At 71.7% G+C, this 17,554-nt stretch carries 13 protein-coding genes and 1 pseudogene; 9 read left to right on the forward strand and 5 right to left on the reverse strand.

The annotated features are described in order from the left end of the window. Positions 1 to 153: 153 nt before the first annotated feature. Positions 154 to 1,125 (reverse strand): endonuclease/exonuclease/phosphatase family protein, encoded by a 972-nt coding sequence (locus tag EF387_RS39325; protein ID WP_128381409.1) that lies wholly within the window; start codon positions 1,123 to 1,125, stop codon positions 154 to 156. 241 nt (positions 1,126 to 1,366) lie between these two features. Between EF387_RS39325 and EF387_RS39330 the strand changes: the two genes are divergently transcribed. Together EF387_RS39330 and EF387_RS39335 are read left to right on the forward strand one after the other, a co-directional pair. Next, positions 1,367 to 4,471: an AfsR/SARP family transcriptional regulator gene (locus EF387_RS39330; protein WP_128381410.1), complete on the forward strand. Its 3,105-nt coding sequence runs from the start codon at positions 1,367 to 1,369 to the stop codon at positions 4,469 to 4,471. Between the two features lie 60 nt (positions 4,472 to 4,531). Further along, on the forward strand, positions 4,532 to 5,425 hold the full coding sequence (locus EF387_RS39335; RefSeq protein ID WP_128381411.1) for a DUF4394 domain-containing protein: 894 nt from the start codon (positions 4,532 to 4,534) through the stop codon (positions 5,423 to 5,425). Between the two features lie 114 nt (positions 5,426 to 5,539). Here EF387_RS39335 and EF387_RS39340 read toward each other — a convergent pair whose 3' ends face one another. After that, on the reverse strand, positions 5,540 to 6,793 hold the full coding sequence (locus tag EF387_RS39340) for a peptidase dimerization domain-containing protein (protein ID WP_128381412.1): 1,254 nt from the start codon (positions 6,791 to 6,793) through the stop codon (positions 5,540 to 5,542). A gap of 205 nt (positions 6,794 to 6,998) precedes the next feature. On the opposite strand from EF387_RS39340, the gene EF387_RS39345 reads away from it, so the two are divergent. Beyond that, a complete protein-coding gene (locus tag EF387_RS39345) occupies positions 6,999 to 8,462 on the forward strand; it encodes an aminotransferase class I/II-fold pyridoxal phosphate-dependent enzyme (protein WP_128381413.1) in 1,464 nt (487 codons plus the stop codon). Between the two features lie 329 nt (positions 8,463 to 8,791). On the opposite strand, the gene EF387_RS39350 is transcribed toward EF387_RS39345, so the two are convergent. Beyond that, positions 8,792 to 9,763 (reverse strand): hypothetical protein, encoded by a 972-nt coding sequence (locus EF387_RS39350; RefSeq protein ID WP_128381414.1) that lies wholly within the window; start codon positions 9,761 to 9,763, stop codon positions 8,792 to 8,794. 46 nt (positions 9,764 to 9,809) lie between these two features. Next, positions 9,810 to 10,139, reverse strand: a pseudogene (locus EF387_RS39355) (HGxxPAAW family protein); the annotation flags it as partial. Between the two features lie 118 nt (positions 10,140 to 10,257). Here EF387_RS39355 and EF387_RS39360 point away from each other — a divergent pair. Continuing rightward, on the forward strand, positions 10,258 to 10,749 hold the full coding sequence (locus EF387_RS39360; protein WP_202918511.1) for a MarR family transcriptional regulator: 492 nt from the start codon (positions 10,258 to 10,260) through the stop codon (positions 10,747 to 10,749). 47 nt (positions 10,750 to 10,796) lie between these two features. Here the strand turns inward: EF387_RS39360 and EF387_RS39365 are convergent, their stop codons facing one another. After that, positions 10,797 to 11,510, reverse strand: a complete 714-nt coding sequence (locus tag EF387_RS39365; RefSeq protein WP_128381415.1) for an AAA family ATPase — start codon at positions 11,508 to 11,510, stop codon at positions 10,797 to 10,799. Positions 11,511 to 11,592: 82 nt separating this feature from the next. Between EF387_RS39365 and EF387_RS39370 the strand changes: the two genes are divergently transcribed. The 5 genes from EF387_RS39370 to EF387_RS39390 all read left to right on the forward strand — a co-directional run bounded on the left by EF387_RS39370 (position 11,593) and on the right by EF387_RS39390 (position 17,519). Next, the gene (locus EF387_RS39370) at positions 11,593 to 12,084 is read left to right on the forward strand and encodes a MarR family winged helix-turn-helix transcriptional regulator (RefSeq protein ID WP_128381416.1); all 492 of its coding nucleotides are present in this window, start codon (positions 11,593 to 11,595) and stop codon (positions 12,082 to 12,084) included. A gap of 219 nt (positions 12,085 to 12,303) precedes the next feature. Beyond that, positions 12,304 to 13,758 carry an MFS transporter gene (locus EF387_RS39375; RefSeq protein ID WP_128381417.1) on the forward strand — a complete coding sequence of 485 codons (1,455 nt, stop codon included), beginning with the start codon at positions 12,304 to 12,306 and terminating at the stop codon, positions 13,756 to 13,758. 421 nt (positions 13,759 to 14,179) lie between these two features. Then, positions 14,180 to 15,241 (forward strand): glycoside hydrolase family 5 protein, encoded by a 1,062-nt coding sequence (locus EF387_RS39380; RefSeq protein WP_128381437.1) that lies wholly within the window; start codon positions 14,180 to 14,182, stop codon positions 15,239 to 15,241. A 537-nt stretch (positions 15,242 to 15,778) separates the two neighbouring features. Next, positions 15,779 to 16,258: a bacterioferritin gene (gene bfr / locus EF387_RS39385; RefSeq protein WP_128381418.1), complete on the forward strand. Its 480-nt coding sequence runs from the start codon at positions 15,779 to 15,781 to the stop codon at positions 16,256 to 16,258. Between the two features lie 214 nt (positions 16,259 to 16,472). Further along, on the forward strand, positions 16,473 to 17,519 hold the full coding sequence (locus EF387_RS39390; protein ID WP_202918512.1) for an iron ABC transporter substrate-binding protein: 1,047 nt from the start codon (positions 16,473 to 16,475) through the stop codon (positions 17,517 to 17,519). Positions 17,520 to 17,554 lie beyond the last annotated feature (35 nt).

The following is a 17,554-nucleotide window of genomic DNA, read 5'->3' on the forward strand; positions in this document are numbered from 1 at the left end:
CGCCTGAGAGGAGGACCCGTCACCGGCGCCCGTCCCGCACACCCCGCTGATCCCGCGCCCACCGCCCCCGCTCCTCCCGCGCCCCCGTCCTGCGCCGGCACACCCCGCCCGTCCCGCGTCCCCGCCCCCGCTCATCCCGCGCGTGCCGCCCGCTCAGAACCGGACGCGCGCCCAGAGGGGGTCGTGGTCGGAGTGGACGGCCTCGGTCGTCTCGCTCCACAGCACTCGCAGCCGCGGTTCGACGAACAGGTAGTCGATCTTCCCCTGGCCGTGGGTCGGCACCGCGGAACGGCACCTGACCCAGACGGGCGTGGACTCGGGGCTCGCCGGTGACTCGGTCGGGTACCCCGCTTCGATGTCGTCGCCGCACGGGCTGCCGGCCTCCTGGAACTCACCGTGCGCGCCACCCCGGTAACGGGGTTCGTAGAAGTTCCCCGTCGCCTCGGACAAGGGATCGTCGTTGAGGTCGCCGCCGAAGAAGCGGGTGTATCCGGCGTACTCGGTGGCGAGGATCCGCGCGGCGACCTGGGCTTCGTGCCGCCGGACGGCCGGCCGTGTCCCCTTGTCGCCGTAGCTCAGGTGTGCGCTGCACACGACGGTCCGGCGGCGGTCGGAACGTACGCACAGCATCTCGCGCTGCTCGTAGCCGGCCGGGGACTCGAGGGGATATGCGATGGCGGTGGCCGCGTCGAAGCCGAGGTCCTCGCGGAAGAGCACCGCGTTGCCGAAGTCCGAGGGGTGCTTGCACCGCCCGGGGGTTCCGTCCGCACTGCGCACGGGGTGGAACGCCACACCGTAACCGGGCAGCCGGCTCAGCATCCGCTCGTTCCAGTCCCGGCAGGCCTCCTGGAGTGTCACGAACGCGGACCCCCGCTCACGGACGTCGCGCACGAACGCGTCCGGGGCCTCGTCGCCCTTCGGCCCGTGTTCGGCGTTGCCGCCGGCCATGTTGAACTGCCCGACGGTGTACTCCGTGACGGTCCGCACCTGGGCTTTCTTCGGCGCCACGGCGGAGGTGCCGGGATTCCGCAGCCCGGCGGGGCCCGGGGCGCAGGATGCGGCGCCGACGCCGATCAGGATCAGGACGCTGCTCAGTACGCGAACGGCTCTGGTGTGCGGTCGCATGTGCGATGGCTCCTCACGTCGGTGTCGCGGGTGTCGCCGAAGTGCGGTGCTGCGCTGTTCACTTCACAGATGTGCCCATCCCTTGCCGCGTCCATGACCAACACCCGGCGTCCGCCCCGTGAATCGCGCCGGTACAGAGCACGGTGGCAGTGGGCCGGAATGAGCCTTCCGGATACGACTGTCGAGCAGCGATAAAGAGGGAGAAGCGTGAGGGAGTTGTGAATGATGGGGCGGGGGACTCATGCGTGTTCAGGTACTGGGGCCGGTCTGCGTCTGGCGGGACGGCACACGCCTCGCCCTCGGTTCACCACAACGCCGTGCGATCCTCGGCCTGCTCGCCGTGTCCCGCGGACAGCAGCTGCCGTTCTCCGGGCTCGCGGACGCGCTGTGGGGCGAGCGGCCCCCACCGAGCGCGTCGAACGTCATCCAGACCCACATCAAGCACCTGCGCCGGCTGCTGGAGCCCGGGCGTCCGCCGCGCGCCCCGAGCACGGTGCTCCCCCGGCTCGGTGACGGCTACGCGCTGCGCGTTCCCCGGGACGACATCGATCTGCTGCGCTTCCGGGAGCTGGTCGCGGCGGCGGAGGCCGCGCGGCGGGGCGGCGACCGGACGCGGGCCGCGGCGCTGCTGGCGGACGCGCTCGCGCTGTGGCAGCAACCGCCCCTCGCGGACCTGCCGCACCTCGCCGCCCACCCGACGGTCGTGGCGCTGGCCGGGGAGCGCCGTGGTGTGGTGGCCCAGTACGGCGAGGCCATGATCGCGGCGGGGCGCAGCGCGGACGTGCTCCCCGTCCTGGCGGAGACCGCGGCCGCGCAGCCCTTGGACGAGGACGCCCAGGCGCGGCTCATCCGCGCGTACGAGGCGGTCGGGCGGCGCGACCAGGCGGTCGCCGTCTACCGGCGCAGCCGCCGCAGGCTCGCCGACGAACTCGGCGTCGATCCCGGCCCCGAGCTGACCGAGGCCTACGCCGCCGTACTGCGGCGCGGCACGCCACCGGCCGGCACCCCCGCCGTTCCGTCCCGGCTGAACGTGCCCCGTGCGCCCGCGGAGCAGTCGCCCGCGCGGCACCCCACCCAGTTACCCGCGCGGTTCCCTACCCAGTTACCCGCGCGGCTCTCGTCCCGGTTACCCGCGCACTTCCCCACCCAGTTACCCGCTCAGTTACCCGCGGACGTGCCCGACTTCTCCGGGCGGAACAACGAACTCGGGACCCTGGACCGGCTGTTGAGCCAGGCGGAGGCGAGTCCGACCGCGGTGGCCGTCGCGGTCGTCTCGGGCACGGCCGGGGTGGGGAAGACCGCGCTGGCCGTGCACTGGGCGCACCGGACGAGACACCGGTTCCCGGACGGCCAGCTCTACGTCAACCTGCGCGGCTACGACCCGGAGCTCCCCATGTCGGCCGGTGACGCCCTCACGCGGTTCCTCACCGTGCTCGGGGTTCCCGCGGACGCGGTACCGCTCGACGTCGACGACCGCGCGAGCCGGTACCGGACCGAGCTGGCCGACCGGCGGATGCTGGTGGTCCTGGACAACGCCCTGTCCGAGGAGCAGGTCCGTCCGCTGCTTCCAGGCTCGCCGTCCTGCACGGTCGTCGTCACGAGCCGGGACAGCCTGGCCGGTCTCGTGGTCCTGCACGGGGCTCGTCGTATCGATCTGGGCCCGTTGCCGCCGCCCGTGGCCGTCGGTCTGCTCGGCAGGCTCATCGGCGCCCGGGCCGAACTGGAGCCGGGTCCGGCCGCCGCGCTGGCCGAACAGTGCGCCCGGCTCCCGCTGGCGTTGCGAGTCGCCGCGGAACTCGCCGTCGCCCGGCCGTCGTCGGCCCTGGCGGACCTGGTGACGGAACTGGCCGACCGGCAGCGACGACTGGACCTGCTGTCCGCGGGCGGCGACCGGCGCGCGGCCGTGGAGGCGGTGTTCTCCTGGTCGTACCACCACCTGCCCGCTCCCGTGGCCCGGGTCTTCCGTCTGCTGAGCCTGCACCCCGGCCCGGAGACCGACGCGCACGCGGTCGCCGCGCTGATGGGCGGCGCCGCGTCCGCCGACGACGGCGACCGGGTCCGTGATGCCGCCGACGCCCTCGGGCTGCTGGCCAGGGCCCACCTCCTCCAGTCCACCCGGCCCGGCCGGTTCGGCATGCACGACCTGTTGCGTGCCTACGCGCACCGGCCGGCCCGTGCCCAGGACTCCGAGGCCGACCGGCAGGCGGCGCTGACCCGGCTCTTCGACCACTACCTCGGCACGGCCGCGGCGGCCATGGACGCCCTCTATCCCGCGGAGCGGCACCACAGACCCGCCGTCACGGCACCCGCCCACATCGCGCCGGTCGCCGGCGACCCGGCCGCTGCCCGGGCCTGGCTGGACACCGAGCGCCCCACCCTCACGGCCATCTGCGCGGTCGCCGCGGAACGCGGCAGCCCGCGGCACGCCGTACTCCTGGCCGCCGTGCTGTTCCGGCACCTCGACGCCGGTCAACACGCGGAGGCTCTGGAGGTCCACCGCCATGCCCTGCGGGCCGCCGAGTCGATCGGTGACCTCGGGGGTCAGGCCCACGCGCTGACCAATCTCGGTGTCGTGCACTGGCGGCTCGCCGACTCCGTATCCGCCGCGGACCACCTCCTGCGCGCCCTGGAACTGCACCGGCGGACCGAGGACCGCGCCGGGCAGGCCAGAGCCCTGTCCAACCTCGGCAACCTGCACTGGCGACTGGGCCGAGTGCGGGACGCCGCGGCCGCCCACGAGGAAGCCCTCACCCTCTACCGGGCCACCGGGGACCGGGTGGGCCAGGCCCGCACACTGACCAACCTCGGCAACGTCCGGCTCAGGCTTGGCGAGTACGAGCAGGCGGCCGGCCACCAGCGGCAGGCCCTGGAGCTGCACGATCTGACCGGTGACCGGATCGGCCGCGCCCGCACCCTCTGCCACCTCGGCAACGCCCTTCTGCGGCTGGGCCGTTACGCGGACGCCGCCGACCGGCAGCAGCAGGCCCTCGTCCTCTTCCGGCAACTCGGCCACCACGGCGGCGAGGCGTACGCGCTGTCCGGCCTCGGCGACGCCCGGCTGCGGCAGGGCGCGCACGAGGCGGCCGAAACCTGTCAGCGACGCGCCCTCGAACTCTTCCGTGAACACGGGGAGCGCTACGGCGAGGCATCGGCGCTCAACGGTCTCGCGGACGCGCTCCACGCCGGCGGCCACTACGCCGAGTCGCTCGTCCACCACTCCACCGCCGCGACCGTCGCGGCCGGCACCGGCGAGCACGACCAGCTGGCCCGTGCCCGCGCGGGTGCCGAGCGCGCCCGCCGCGCCCACCGGTCGCCCGGCCCGGGCACCTCGATCGCCGTCCAGTGAACGTCCAGTCCCGCCGCATAACGTGTGGCCGCGCACCACCCCCCACCGGAAGGGACAACCATGAAGTCAGGGATCCGTAAGAGAACGGCGGCGGCCCTCGCGGTCGCCTCCACCATGGCCGCACTCGTCGTGGGCACCCCGGGCACCAGCTGGGCCAAGCCCTCCGCGGTCTACAGCGGGCGGGCGTTCGGGATCTCGGGTGACGGCACGTTGATGGCCATGTTCACCACCGACCGGCCCCAGGTGCTCGACTGGGTGAGGACCATCAACGGGCTCTCCGGTGACAACGCCCTGGTCGGGATCGACTTCCGGCCGCAGGACGGCCTGATGTACGGCGTCGGCAACAAGGGCGGCATCTACACCATCACCACCCCGCCGACCACCCCGGACGTCGTCGTCACCAAGGTCTCCCAGCTCACCGTCGCGCTGAGTGGCACGACGTTCGACGTCGACTTCAACCCGGCCGCCAACCGGCTGCGGGTGATCAGCAACAACGGCCAGAACCTGCGGCACAACCTCAACGACCCGAACGGCACGCCCGCGCAGCACACCACGGTCGCGGACGCGACGCTGACCCAGGACGGCGCGACGGCTCACGGCGTCACCGCCGCCGCCTACACGAACAACGACCTGAACGGGACCACCGGGACCACGCTGTTCGGCATCAACACCAACACGGACCAGGTCGTGATCCAGTCACCGGCCAACAACGGTCTTCTGGTCCCGACCGGCTCGCTCGGCGTGAACTCGGGCCTCAACGCCGGCTTCGACATCTACAGCGACCTGACGGGCGGCAAGACGGTCTCGAACACGGCCTTCGCCATCCTTCCGCCCGCGTCCGGCACGGCGAACCCGACGCTCTACACCGTCGACCCGCTCACCGGAGCCGCGACCGGCGTGGGCCAGTTCCCGCTGAACATCACCGACCTGGCGATCTCACTCGACACGAACTGACCCGGCGTCCGGTCCCCGGACCGGTACGGACCAGCGGCGACGACCAGGCACGTAGAGCCCGCCCCGGCGCACGCCCCGGGGCGGGCTCTACGTGCCCAGGTCCGGTGTCCGGTCTCACCGCCCGGTCGCGGTGCCGGCGCGGTGCCGGGCCCACGCCTCGCTGCGGAGGTCCGCACGGAGCAGCACGTCCGCGGCTGTGCACGCCAGTGCCTCCGTCACGGCGAGCAGGACCTCCCGGGCCCGTTCCGACGCCGCGGCCTCGGCGAACTCCGGGGTGTGGTCGGACCCGTCCTCGTCCATGATCGCGACGAACGGGTGGATGGCGGGCAGCCGGGTGCTGACGTTGCCGATGTCCGACGACCCCAGGTAAACCCCCGGTACGGGCGGTGTGAGCGTGATCCCCGCCCGGGCCAGGTGCGCGGCGAACCGGCCGGACAGCACCTCGTTGTCGCGGAAGTGCTCGTAGCGGGTGGTGGCCCGCTCGATGCTGACGGTGGTGCCGGTGGCCAGCGCGACCCCTTCGGCGCAGGTGCGCAGCCGCCCCGCCAGGTCCTGAAGTTCCCCGGTCGTGGCCGCCCGCAGCCCGAAGAGGCCCTCGGCGTACTCGGGGACGATGTTCGTGGCGATGCCGCCGTGGGTGACGATGCCCTGCACATGCGAGGCCTCCGGCAGCCGGCGGCCCGACGCGGCGAGCACGTTGAACAGCTCGATAAGTGCCGCGAGCGCGTCCACGCCCTCCGTGGGGTTGCCCGTCGGATGAGCGGCACGTCCGTGGAAGCCGACCCGGTACTGCTCCTGTGCGGTCAGCGGCGCCCGTACCCAGTCGTGCACCCCCGGGTGGAACATCAGCGCGGCGTCGACGTCGTCGAAGACTCCGGCCTCCACTTCCACGACCTTGCCGCCGCCGGACTCCTCGGCCGGGGTGCCCACCGCCAGCACGCTCCCGAAACCCCCGGCGCCGAGGGCGTTTCCGGGCCGCCCCGGACCTCCCGGACCTCCCGAACCTCCCGGACCGTCGTTCAGCACGGCGTGGACGGCGAGCGCCGCGCCCAGCCCGGCGGCCGCGATCAGGTTGTGGCCGCACGCGTGCCCGAGGCCGGGCAAGGCGTCGTACTCCAGCAGCAGCGCCACGGCGGGCCGGCCGTCGCCGGAGCGGGCGGTGAAGGCGGTCGGCATGCCCGCCACCTCCCGCCGCACCAGAAAACCGGCACGCTCCAGTTCGCCCGTGAGCAGGGCCGCCGCCCGGTGTTCGGCGAAGGCGCATTCGGGGTCGGTGTGCAGGGCCCGGGCGATGTCCCACAGCGCCCCGGCCCGGTCGGCGACCTCCTGACGGAGGCGCGGGTGGACTTCGTCGAGCGTGTGGGACACACGGCCTCCTTCGGCTGGTGCGCGGGTTCCGTTCCCCCCCGTCGCCACGGCCCGGGTTCCACCGGCCGGGGTTCTGACACCGCGGGCCGGGTTTCGGCCGCTCCCCCAGGTGCACTCGGACGGTGTGCCCGGGGCCGTTTCGGCCGGGCCGCCCCCGGGGGGGGCCGACGTTGGTATGGGGGGCCCGACCTGGCTTGGAGGAGCCATGGATCACTCGCGCGTACCCGTCCTGGAGGCACTGCTGGATTTCCGCCGCCGCGGTGACGTCGCCTACGGCCCGCCCGGGCACAAGCAGGGCCGCGGCACGGATCCGCGGGTGGCCGAGATCATGGGCATCGACGTCTTCCGCTCGGACGTGCTGGCCCTCAACGGACTGGACGACCGCCGCCAGTCGCAGGGCGTGCTGCGCCACGCCCAGGAGCTGATGGCGGACGCGGTCCACGCCGAGCAGGCCTTCTTCTCGACGTGCGGCAGCTCCCTGTCGGTCAAGACCGCGATGCTCGCCGTCGCGGGCCCCGGGGAGAAGCTGCTGCTCTCGCGCAACGCCCACAAGTCGGTGGTGGCGGCGGTGGTCATCAACGGCGTCCGGCCGATCTGGGTCCATCCGAAGTTCGACTCCGAACGGCACGTCGCCCACCCACCCGAGCCCGACGACGTACGCCGACGTCTGGAGGAGCACCCGGACGCCAAGGGCATGCTGCTGATCAGCCCCACCGACTGGGGCGCGTGCGCGGACATCCGGGGAGTGGCCCGGGTTTGTCACGAGTTCGGTGTGCCGCTCATCGTGGACGAGGCGTGGGGCGCCCATCTGCCCTTCCATCCGCGGCTGCCCAGCTGGGGCATGGACGCCGAGGCCGACCTCGTCGTCACCAGCGTCCACAAGATGGGCAGCGCCATCGAGCAGAGTTCCGTGTTCCACCTCCAGTACGACCGGGTGTCACCGGACGTGCTCAAGCAGTGTGAGGACCTGCTCGGCACCACCAGCGCGTCCTCGCTGGTGTTCGCGGCACTCGACGGCTGGCGGCGCCAGATGGTGCAGCACGGGCACGAACTGCTGGACGCGGCGCTCCAGCGCGCGGAACGGGTGCGGGCGACGGTCGGTGAGCTGCCGGGGCTGCGGGTGATGGGCCACGAGATCGTCGAAGAGGGCCTCGCCGCCGACCTCGACCCCCTCAAGCTCGTCGTCGATGTCCGGGGCCTGGGCGTGAGCGGGATGCAGGCCGCGGAGTGGCTGCGGGCGCGGTGCCACGTCGATGTCGGGGGTTCGGACACGTGCCGGATCAGCGCCTCGATCACGCACGCCGACGACGACGAGACGGAGAAGCTGCTGGTGGACTCGCTGCGCTCGCTCGTGGACCGCGCCGACTCGATCGAACGGCGGCCCGCGGTCCGGCTGCCCCGTCCCTCGGAGCTCGAACTGGAACAGGCCATGCTGCCGCGGGAGGCCTTCTTCTCACCGGTGGACGTGGTGCCGGCCGAACGCGCGGTGGGGCGGATCGCCGCGGAGATGATCAGCCCGTACCCGCCGGGCGTGCCGGTGGTGGCCCCCGGTGAGGTGATCACCGGGGAGATCCTGGAGTACCTGCGCAGCGGCGTGGCACACGGCGTCCTGATCCCGGACGCCGCCGACGCCTCGGTGGGGACGATACGGGTCGTCGCGACGCGGTGACCATCGACGGGTGAGCGCTCGCCCGTGACCCGTTGAACGTGCCCCGCTCGCACGTGCCCTGCTGAACGTGCTTCGCTCGCATGTGGTGGCGCTGCGCGAACGTGATGGCGCCACCAGGACCGGCGACCGCTCAGACGGCATGACAAGACCGACGACTGCTCAGAGGCGGGGACCCGACCCGGACCGGCGACCGCTCAGACGTGACGTGACGGCACCCCTGACTCGCGCCACGGCCGCGGGCCCGACCCCGACGCGACCCGCCCGGCCCGGCCCGGCCCGGGTGCGGTGACCGCGGCCACTGCGGCCACTGCGGCCACCGCGTGAACACATCACCCCGCGTCGGGCCCCTCGCCGGACGACCCGCTCCTCGTGCCGCCGGCGAGCTGCTGAACCCGCGCCGCCGCGCTCTCGGCCTCCCGTCTCGCACGGCGGGCCGCCCGCTCCGTCTCCCGCAGGCGCCCGCGGGCGGCGCGCAGGGTCTCGTCGGCCTCCCGCTGTTCCCTCGCGGCCTCCTCCAGCTGCTCCTTGAGCTCCGCGACGCGCTCCCGGGCACGATGCTGCCGTTCTTCGGCCCGGTCCTGCTCGTCGTGGGCCTCGGTCCGTTCCTTGTCCCGAGCCCGCAGTTCACGGTCGGCCTCCTTGGCCTGCTGCCGTGCTTGCGCCAGGCGCTCCTGCTGTTCGCGGCGGCGGGCGCGAGCAGCGTCGAGGTCGGCCACCTGCCCGCGGGCGCCCTCCCCGGCACGACCGGGAGACGCCGGCTCGGCCGGGACGGCGGAATCAGGTCGGGCACGGGACCCCGCACCGGCACCGGACCGGGCGCCGGCATCGGCCGGGAACCCGGTCGGGGGCGTCAGCGCCTTGCTCAGCCGCCCCCGGATCCATGTCTCACCGGCGTCGGGGTCGGCCAGCACCGCGTGCAGGGTCTCCGCGACCTCGCGCTGCACCTCCTCACTGACGCGCTGTCCGGCCCGCGCGGTCAGTTCCCGGGCCTGGCGGGCCAGCGCCCAGACCACCTGCCGCTGCTGCGCCGAGAGTTCCCGCAGCTGCTCGCCGTCGAGATCCCGGTGGGCCTGTCGCAACGCGGCTCCGAGCTGCAGGAGCCGCCTGCTCTCGTCGGGCTGCTCACGCACCAGCAGATTGCTCGCCCAGGCGGCCGCGGTGGGGCGGCGCAGACGACGGATCCGCTCGGCGAGTTCACGGTCCCCCTCGGCCCGTACGGATCTCACGCGCTCGTCACGGGCGGCGGTGAACCCGCCCGGCGGCAGGGCGTACAACTCGTCGGCGACCGTGTCCAGATCCACTCGTCCCTCCGACCTGGCTCAGCGCGACCTCCACAAACCCATTTTGTGCCCTTTCCGCCGGGTTGGAGACTCGTGCCGGGCGGCCGGCCAGACGGCAGCCGAGGCAGTCCGGGTGGCCGCGCAGGGCCGCGGTGTCCCGAATGCGCCAGTGACGACTGCCGGGCGGGCGCGGGCCCGTGGCCTTGCCCCAGCCCGCCAGGTGCAGCACCCAGGTGACGACCGCGGCGAGTACGACGATCACCCCGCCCAGCCAGAGCCCGGCGGCCGAACCGGCGATGAGAGCCGCACCCAGTACCGCCGTACCGGCGCAGGCCACGGCGGTGCCCGTCCAGCCTGCGACGGTGTGGCCCATGTCGTGGTCGCCGTGCGCGCCCATACCGGCTCCTCCGGGTGTGATAGTCCATCGGCTTGGGACTGCTGCGGGACAGCAGGACTTCGCTCGGAGAAGATTTATCTCACGAGCTAAGCTTCTTAGATCGTAAGGGGATTTGGCCGTGGAGGGCAAGGCACGCCCGGAGGCGACAGCCCAGCAGGCGCTGTACGCGATGGACCGGATGATCGCGCTGGCGCATTTCGGACAGCAGGACATCGCGGGGCGGCTCGGACTGAACGTCACGGACGCCACCTGCCTGGGCTTTCTGATCGAGGCCTCGCTGGCCGGCGAGTCGCCCACGGCGGGCGAACTCGCCGAGCGGGCGCGGCTCACCACCGGCGCGATCACCGGAGTGCTCAACCGCTTGGAGAAGGCCGGCTTCATCCGCCGCCAGGCCGACCCCGCGGACCGCCGCCGCGTGCGCATCGCGATGGAGGAAGACGCGCAGGCGCGCATCCTGGAGGTCTACGGCCCGTTCTACGAGCGCCTGGGCACCCTCTTCGCCGACTACACCCCGGACGAGATCGCCGTACTGGCGGACTGGTTCACCCGCGCCCGTGCGGTGATGCAGCAGTCACTGGACGAGATCCGGGAAGACCTCCACCACCCCTGAAGCACCACCGACCGCCACACCGGGAGCCATGGCGGTCGGGCGGATCGTCACTCCGCGTCGAGGACGTGCCTGAGATAGGCCTGCGGGTCGGCCAGATAGCGGCGCCAGTGGTCGACCAGGTCAAGATCGTGCCAGGCCGCCCGGCGCACTCCGTGTTCACCGACCTCGACGATGTCCGCGCCCGGCAGCGCGGTCAGCACCGGCGAGTGGGTGGCACAGATGACCTGGCCGCCGCCCTTCACCACATGGTCGATGTGCCCGATCAGTTCGAGGCAGGAGGAGAACGACAGCGCCGCCTCCGGCTCGTCCATCACATACAGCCCGGGCTGCAGGAACTTCCCCCGGAACGCGGCGAGGAACCCCTCACCGTGGCTGACCGATTCGGGCGCCAGCCCCTCCCGTTGCAGCGCGTCCAACGCCGTCTCGGCGCGCAGGAAGAACCCTCTGCGGTCGGACCAGTTGCGGAGCATGCGCCGGCCGCGCGGTGCCGGGTCGAACCTGATCCGCTCGCCCAGCACCGACTTTTCGCGGTGGCTCGCATAGCGCCAGTCGTGCGAGCCACCCCAGGAGTCCAGCCCGAAGCCCTCCGCGAGGGCCTCGACCAGCGTCGATTTCCCGGAGCCGTTCTCCCCGACGACGAAGGTCACCGGCGCGGTGAAGCGCAGTCCTCCGCCCAGGAGTTCCCGTACACAAGGCAGGGACCAGGGCCACCTGCCCTTCTCCGACGGGACAACCGATGCGTACGCACGTTCGATAATCACGCGCCGAGTCTCCCACGGCGGCACGCCCGGCCACAGAAGATCCCTTGCGGATAATCCGGTACGGACCGAATACGCTGGACGCGTGACCTCCATGACGCCCAAGCGCACCGAACCGGACCTGTCCTTCCTCCTCGACCACACCAGCCATGTGCTGCGCACCCGGATGGCCGCCGCGCTCGCCGAGATCGGGCTGACCACACGGATGCACTGCGTGCTCGTACACGCGCTGGAGGAGGAACGCACACAGATCCAGCTCGCCGAGATCGGGGACATGGACAAGACCACGATGGTGATCACGGTGGACGCCCTCGAGGAGGCCGGACTCGCCGAGCGCCGTCCGTCGAGCACGGACCGGCGGGCCCGGATCATCGCGGTCACCGAGAAAGGTGCCGAGGTCGCCGTACACAGCCAGGAGATCGTCGACCGGGTGCACGAGGAGGCACTGGGGGCGCTACCGAAGGGCGAGCGGGACACCCTGGTGAAGGCCCTGACGCGACTTGCCGAGGGACACCTGGCGACCCCCGTCGAGGGCCCGACGCCCACGAGGCGGGCGCGGCAGTCCCGTCTGCGGTAGGCGCCTCCCCAGAAGCGAAGGCCCCCGCCCACGCGGAAGCCCGACGGGATTCGCCTACGGAAGGCCGAGGGGAAGCACTTGCGGAAGCACACCGGGAGTGTCTGCGGAAGCACGCCGGGAGCATTCGAGCGGACCCGGGAAGCATCCGAAAGAAATCGTCTCTAACAAAACTATCTGCTACGGTCTCTCCTGTCGCCCTCCGACCGACAGGAGAGACCCATGTCTGCCACATCGAGGCCTTCAACTACCGCTCGTCGGCGGAGAGTTGACGAACCCGATCGCCCGCGCTCCCGTCGGCTCGCCCTCGGCGTGATCGCCACCGGTCTGCTGATGAACGTCCTGGACGGCAGCATCGTGACCGTGGCCATGCCCGCCATCCAGAGCGATCTGGGCTTCTCCCCCGTGGGCCTGAGCTGGGTCGTCAACGCCTACCTCATCGCCTTCGGCGGACTGCTGCTGCTCGCCGGGCGGCTCGGCGACCTGGTCGGGCGCAAACGCATGTTCCTCATCGGTACCGCCGTGTTCACCGCGGCCTCGCTGCTCGCGGGTGCGGCCGGCTCCCCGGCCGTCCTGACAGCGGCGCGCTTCCTGCAGGGCCTGGGCAGCGCGATGTCCGCCGCGGTGAGCCTCGGGATCCTGGTCACGCTCTTCACCGAACCGCGTGAACGGGCCCGCGCCATCGCCGTGTTCAGCTTCACCGGTGCCGCCGGGGCCTCGCTCGGGCAGGTGCTCGGCGGCGTGCTCACCGATGCGCTGAACTGGCACTGGATCTTCTTCATCAACCTGCCGATCGGCCTCGCGACCCTCGCCCTCGCCGTACCCGCGCTGCCCCGCGACCGCGGGCTCGGCGCTGCCGCCGGGGCGGACGTGGCCGGCGCACTGCTCGTCACCTCCGGGCTGATGCTGGGGATCTACACAGTCGTCAAGGTCGAGTCCTACGGCTGGAGTTCGGCTCACACCCTCGGCCTCGGCGCGCTGGCCACGGTGCTGCTCGCCGCGTTCGTGGTGCGCCAGGCCACCACGCGTTCCCCGCTGATGCCGCTGCGGATCCTGCGTTCACGCACCGTCGCGGGCGCCAATCTCGTCCAGGTCCTCATGGTGGCGGCGCTGTTCTCGTTCCAGGTCCTCGTCGCCCTGTATCTGCAGAACGTGCGCGGATACGGTGCGGCGGAGACCGGCCTGGCCATGCTCCCGGCGGCGGTGGTCATCGGGGTGGTCTCGCTGGGGGTCTCCGCCCGGCTCATCGCCCGCTTCGGCGAGCGGGCCGTCCTGCTGACCGGGCTCGCCGTGCTGACCGCGCTCCTCGCGCTGCTCGTCCGCGTACCGGTGCACGCGACGTACGTCACCGACCTGCTTCCCGTGATGCTGCTAGCCGCGGGCTTCGGTCTCGCCCTCCCCGCCCTCACCGCGCTGGGTATGTCCGGTGCCGGCGAAGCGGACGCCGGGCTCGCCTCGGGGCTCTTCAACACCACCCAGCAGATCGGCATGGCGGCGGGAGTCGCGGTCCTGTCCACACTGGCGGCCGCGCGCACCGAGCGGCTGATCGCTGCGGGTCGGCCCCGCCCGGAGGCCCTGACCTCCGGCTATCATCTGGCCTTCGCGATCGGCACCGCCCTGATGATCGCCGCCTTCGCGGTCGCGCTGACGGTACTCCGCCGTCCCGCACAACCCTGAGCCGCCGACGGGGGCACCCGTCCCACTCGCCCCTCCCTAAGGGGTCCTTGCACTATGCCCGCCCGGGTCACGCGGCCTGGCACCGCTTCCCCAAGCTCTCGGCTCCGCTCGAGCAGGGGGCACCCCCAACCAGGGCTCTCCGGCGCCTTGCGATGCACGGCACCAGACCACGCGACCTCATCGGACGCTCATAGTGCAAGGACCCCTAAGCGGCAACTCGCCCCTGAACAAGCTCTGTTACGTGTGGGAAACCTTGACGTTCCTGATGCCGGATGCCACGATTCCGACCGCATGTTTACGTAAACATCAGCGGCGTCGAGCCGACTCCACCCCGCCCGGCCCGGCACGTTTCCCGACGGCCCTTCAGCGGCGCGCAGGTTCCGCCATGCGCCGGGTCGCCATCCTTCGAAAGGGCAAGCTGATGCGCAAGAACCCCGCCAGAAGCCGCTTCACCCCCCGGCTGCGCGCCGCCTTCGTGGCGATGGCGATCGCCACGACCAGCGCCACCGCCATGGCCGGCACCCCCGCAAGCGCCGCGCCGAACCCGGGCAACACCCAGCAGTTCAGGGGCGTGAACTGGGCCGACCCCCGTGACAACTTCGCCGACGACCCCGTCGTACTGTCGGGCCTGTCGACGTCCGACAGCTATGCCCAGACCTACACGAAGGCGAGCCGGGTGATCTCGGCGTTCCGCGCGAACCTCGGCGCCAACACCGTCCGGCTGCCCATCAACCCGTACACGGTCAACGGCTCGTACTGGAAGTCCTACCGCGGGGTCATCGACGCGGCGTCGGACAGGGGCTTCAAGGTCATCCTCTCCTACTGGGAGGGCACGGGCACCCGCAAGGACGGCTTCATCGACGACCCCGCCACGTACTGGCCCATGTGGAACACCGTGGTCAAGGCCTACAAGTACGACAAGCGCGTCTACTTCGAGCCCATGAACGAGCCCCACGGCTACACCGACACCGAGTGGGCCGACCTGGCCGCGAAGTGGCTGGACACCTACCGGTTCGTCCCCCGCAACCGGGTGTTCGTCAGCGGCGCCGGCTACAACGACCACGTCACCTCCGTCTGCGCCGACCCGCGTCTGAAGGGCACGTACCTGTCCCTGCACCACTACGGGTTCTGGAAGGAGTACGCCACCTACGACCAGTGGGTGGCCGACCTCAAGGAGCGCATCGGTGACTGCGCCGGCCGGACCGTGGCCGACGAGTTCGGCGCCCACATGACCACCGGTTTCGACTACAACAAGCCGACGCCCGACAACAACTTCATCAACTTCATGCAGGCCGTCACCGACACCTTCCGTGAGTACAAGATGGGCTCCGTCTACTGGCCCGGCCTGCGTACCGGCGACACCTACTCGCTGCAGACCCTGACCGGCGACCCCGCCCGCCCCTGGTTGGCCACCACCAACCAGTCCGGCGCCGACCGGCTCGCCTGGGGCTGGGGACGCGGAAAGCCCGTCCAGAAGCCCTGACGCAGTCCCCCTGCGTGGGCGCGTGGGGCGTCCTCCCGGAAGCGGACGCCCCACGCCGCAGGGCATTCCCAGGGACGGGGAGCCGGATCCCCTCTCACGGCACTCTCATGCGAAGTCGGCGCAGTCCGGCCGCGGGCCCACCACCCTCCGGGCCTTGGGCCTCCGGACCTTGGGCCCCCGGGCCTCGCGCCTCCGGGCCTGGGGCCTCCGGGCCTGGGGCCTCCGGGCCTCAGCCCGCGTCCTCGATACCGGGGACCTCGGCCGCGGCGCCGCCACCGGCCCGGACCGCGGCGGCCGTGACGCGACGGCGAGGCCGACCGCTCCGGCCGGCACGAGCGGCAGCCGGGGCAGCCGGACCGACCGCCCGACCCGGGTTATCGTCGAAGAAGCGGGCGCCATCGACAGCGTGCCGGCGGCATCGGACGGTCGGCCACCCGCCAGGAGGACTGCTCACGGCAGGCGTGCGCCCGCCCGGGGCGGTCGTCGGTCGTGGTGGACGCATGGCGCCGGCCGGTTTCTCGGGAAGGACGACCTGCCATGCAGAACGACCCCGAGGTTCTCGAATTCCTCAATGAGCAGCTGACCGCGGAGCTGACCGCGATCAATCAGTACTTCCTGCATTCCAAGATGCAGGAGAGCTTCGGTTGGACGAAGCTCGCGAAGAACACACGCCACGAGTCGTTCGAAGAGATGAACCACGCGGAGATGCTCACCGACCGCATCCTGCTCCTCGACGGCCTGCCCAACTACCAGCGCCTCTTCCACGTACGGGTGGGGCAGACCGTCACCGAGATGTTCCGGGCGGACCGCGAGGTCGAGGTGGAGGCGATCGACCGCCTCAGGCGCGGCATCGAGGTCATGCGCTCGAAGGGCGACATCACCTCGGCGAACATCTTCGAGTCGATCCTCGCCGACGAGGAACACCACATCGACTACCTCGACACCCAGCTCGCACTGGTCGAGAAGCTGGGCGAACCGCTCTACCTGGCCCAGCTTCTCGAGCAGCCGGAGAGCTGACCTCGGAGCGATCACAGAGTTCCCAAGGTGGCCCGCAGGCACGCCTGTCCTGGCTGACCCGCAGGTGCACGCCAGGTGACCGGAAGCACGCCCCTCACTCCCGCCGCACGCAAAAGTGACATATGCGCCATATATGAGGTTAGGCTGACTTAATGAAGCTTAGCCTGCCCTCACCAAGGCGCGGTGCGCCCGCCGACAACGGAGGAACGGGATCGTGAGTACCCCTGGGGTGAGGAGCCTGTCGGCATCGACGCTCAGCGGCCTGCTGATCCTCGGAGTCACGGGGTGCGGCACGGCCGACGCACGACAGGGCGACGGCTCCGACAAGAAGATCACCGTGTACAGCGGTCGCAGCGAGTCGCTCGTCAAGCCGGTGCTGGAGGACTTCCAGGAGGCCAGCGGTATCACCGTCGAGGTGCGTTACGGCGACACCGCGCAGATGGCCGCCCAGCTGCAGGAAGAGGGCGGCCGGAGCCCGGCCGACGCCTTCCTCGCCCAGGACGCCGGAGCCCTCGGGGCGGTGGCCGAACGAGGTCTGTTCGCCCGGCTGCCGGACGAGGTGCTGGACAAGGCGGCGGCCGCCTACCGGGACGACGGCGGCGAGTGGGTCGGGGTCACCGGCCGCGTACGCACCATGGTCTACAACGTCGACCAGGTCCCCCGCGCCGATCTGCCGGGGTCGGTGTTCGAGCTGACCGAGCCCAAGTGGAAGGGCAAGGTGGGCATCGCACCGACGAACGGCTCCTTCCAGGCGTTCGTCACCGCGATGCGGGTGGAGTACGGCGACGCGCGGACGGAGGAGTTCCTCACCGGGCTCAAGGCCAATGACGCGCAGATCAGGGAGGGCAACGCGCCGATCGTCGCCGACGTCGACGCCGGCCGGCTCGCCTCGGGGCTGGTCAACCACTACTACGTGTACGAGCTCGCGAAGGAGGAGGGCACCGGCGTCGACGACCTCGAGGCACGCAACCACTTCTTCCCGAACGGGGACATCGGCAGCCTGGTCAACGTATCGGGGGTGGGCGTACTGGAGAAGGCGGGCGACGATCCCGACGTCCGCGCGTTCGTCGACTATCTGCTGGGCACCGGGGCCCAGACCTACTTCGCCGAGCAGACGTACGAGTACCCGCTGGTCGCCGGTATCGCCACCGCCCCCGGCCTGCCCTCGCTGTCCTCACTGAACTCACCGGACATCGACCTCAACGACCTGGACGATCTGGAGACGACGGTCGAAATGATCAACGATTCGGGGCTCGTCTGAGCAGCGCGCCCGCCCTCACCACGCGCCGGGCGCGA

The sequence above is a fragment of the Streptomyces cavernae genome, assembly GCF_004023625.1.
In the GTDB taxonomy this organism is placed as follows: Bacteria; Actinomycetota; Actinomycetes; order Streptomycetales; family Streptomycetaceae; genus Streptomyces; species Streptomyces cavernae.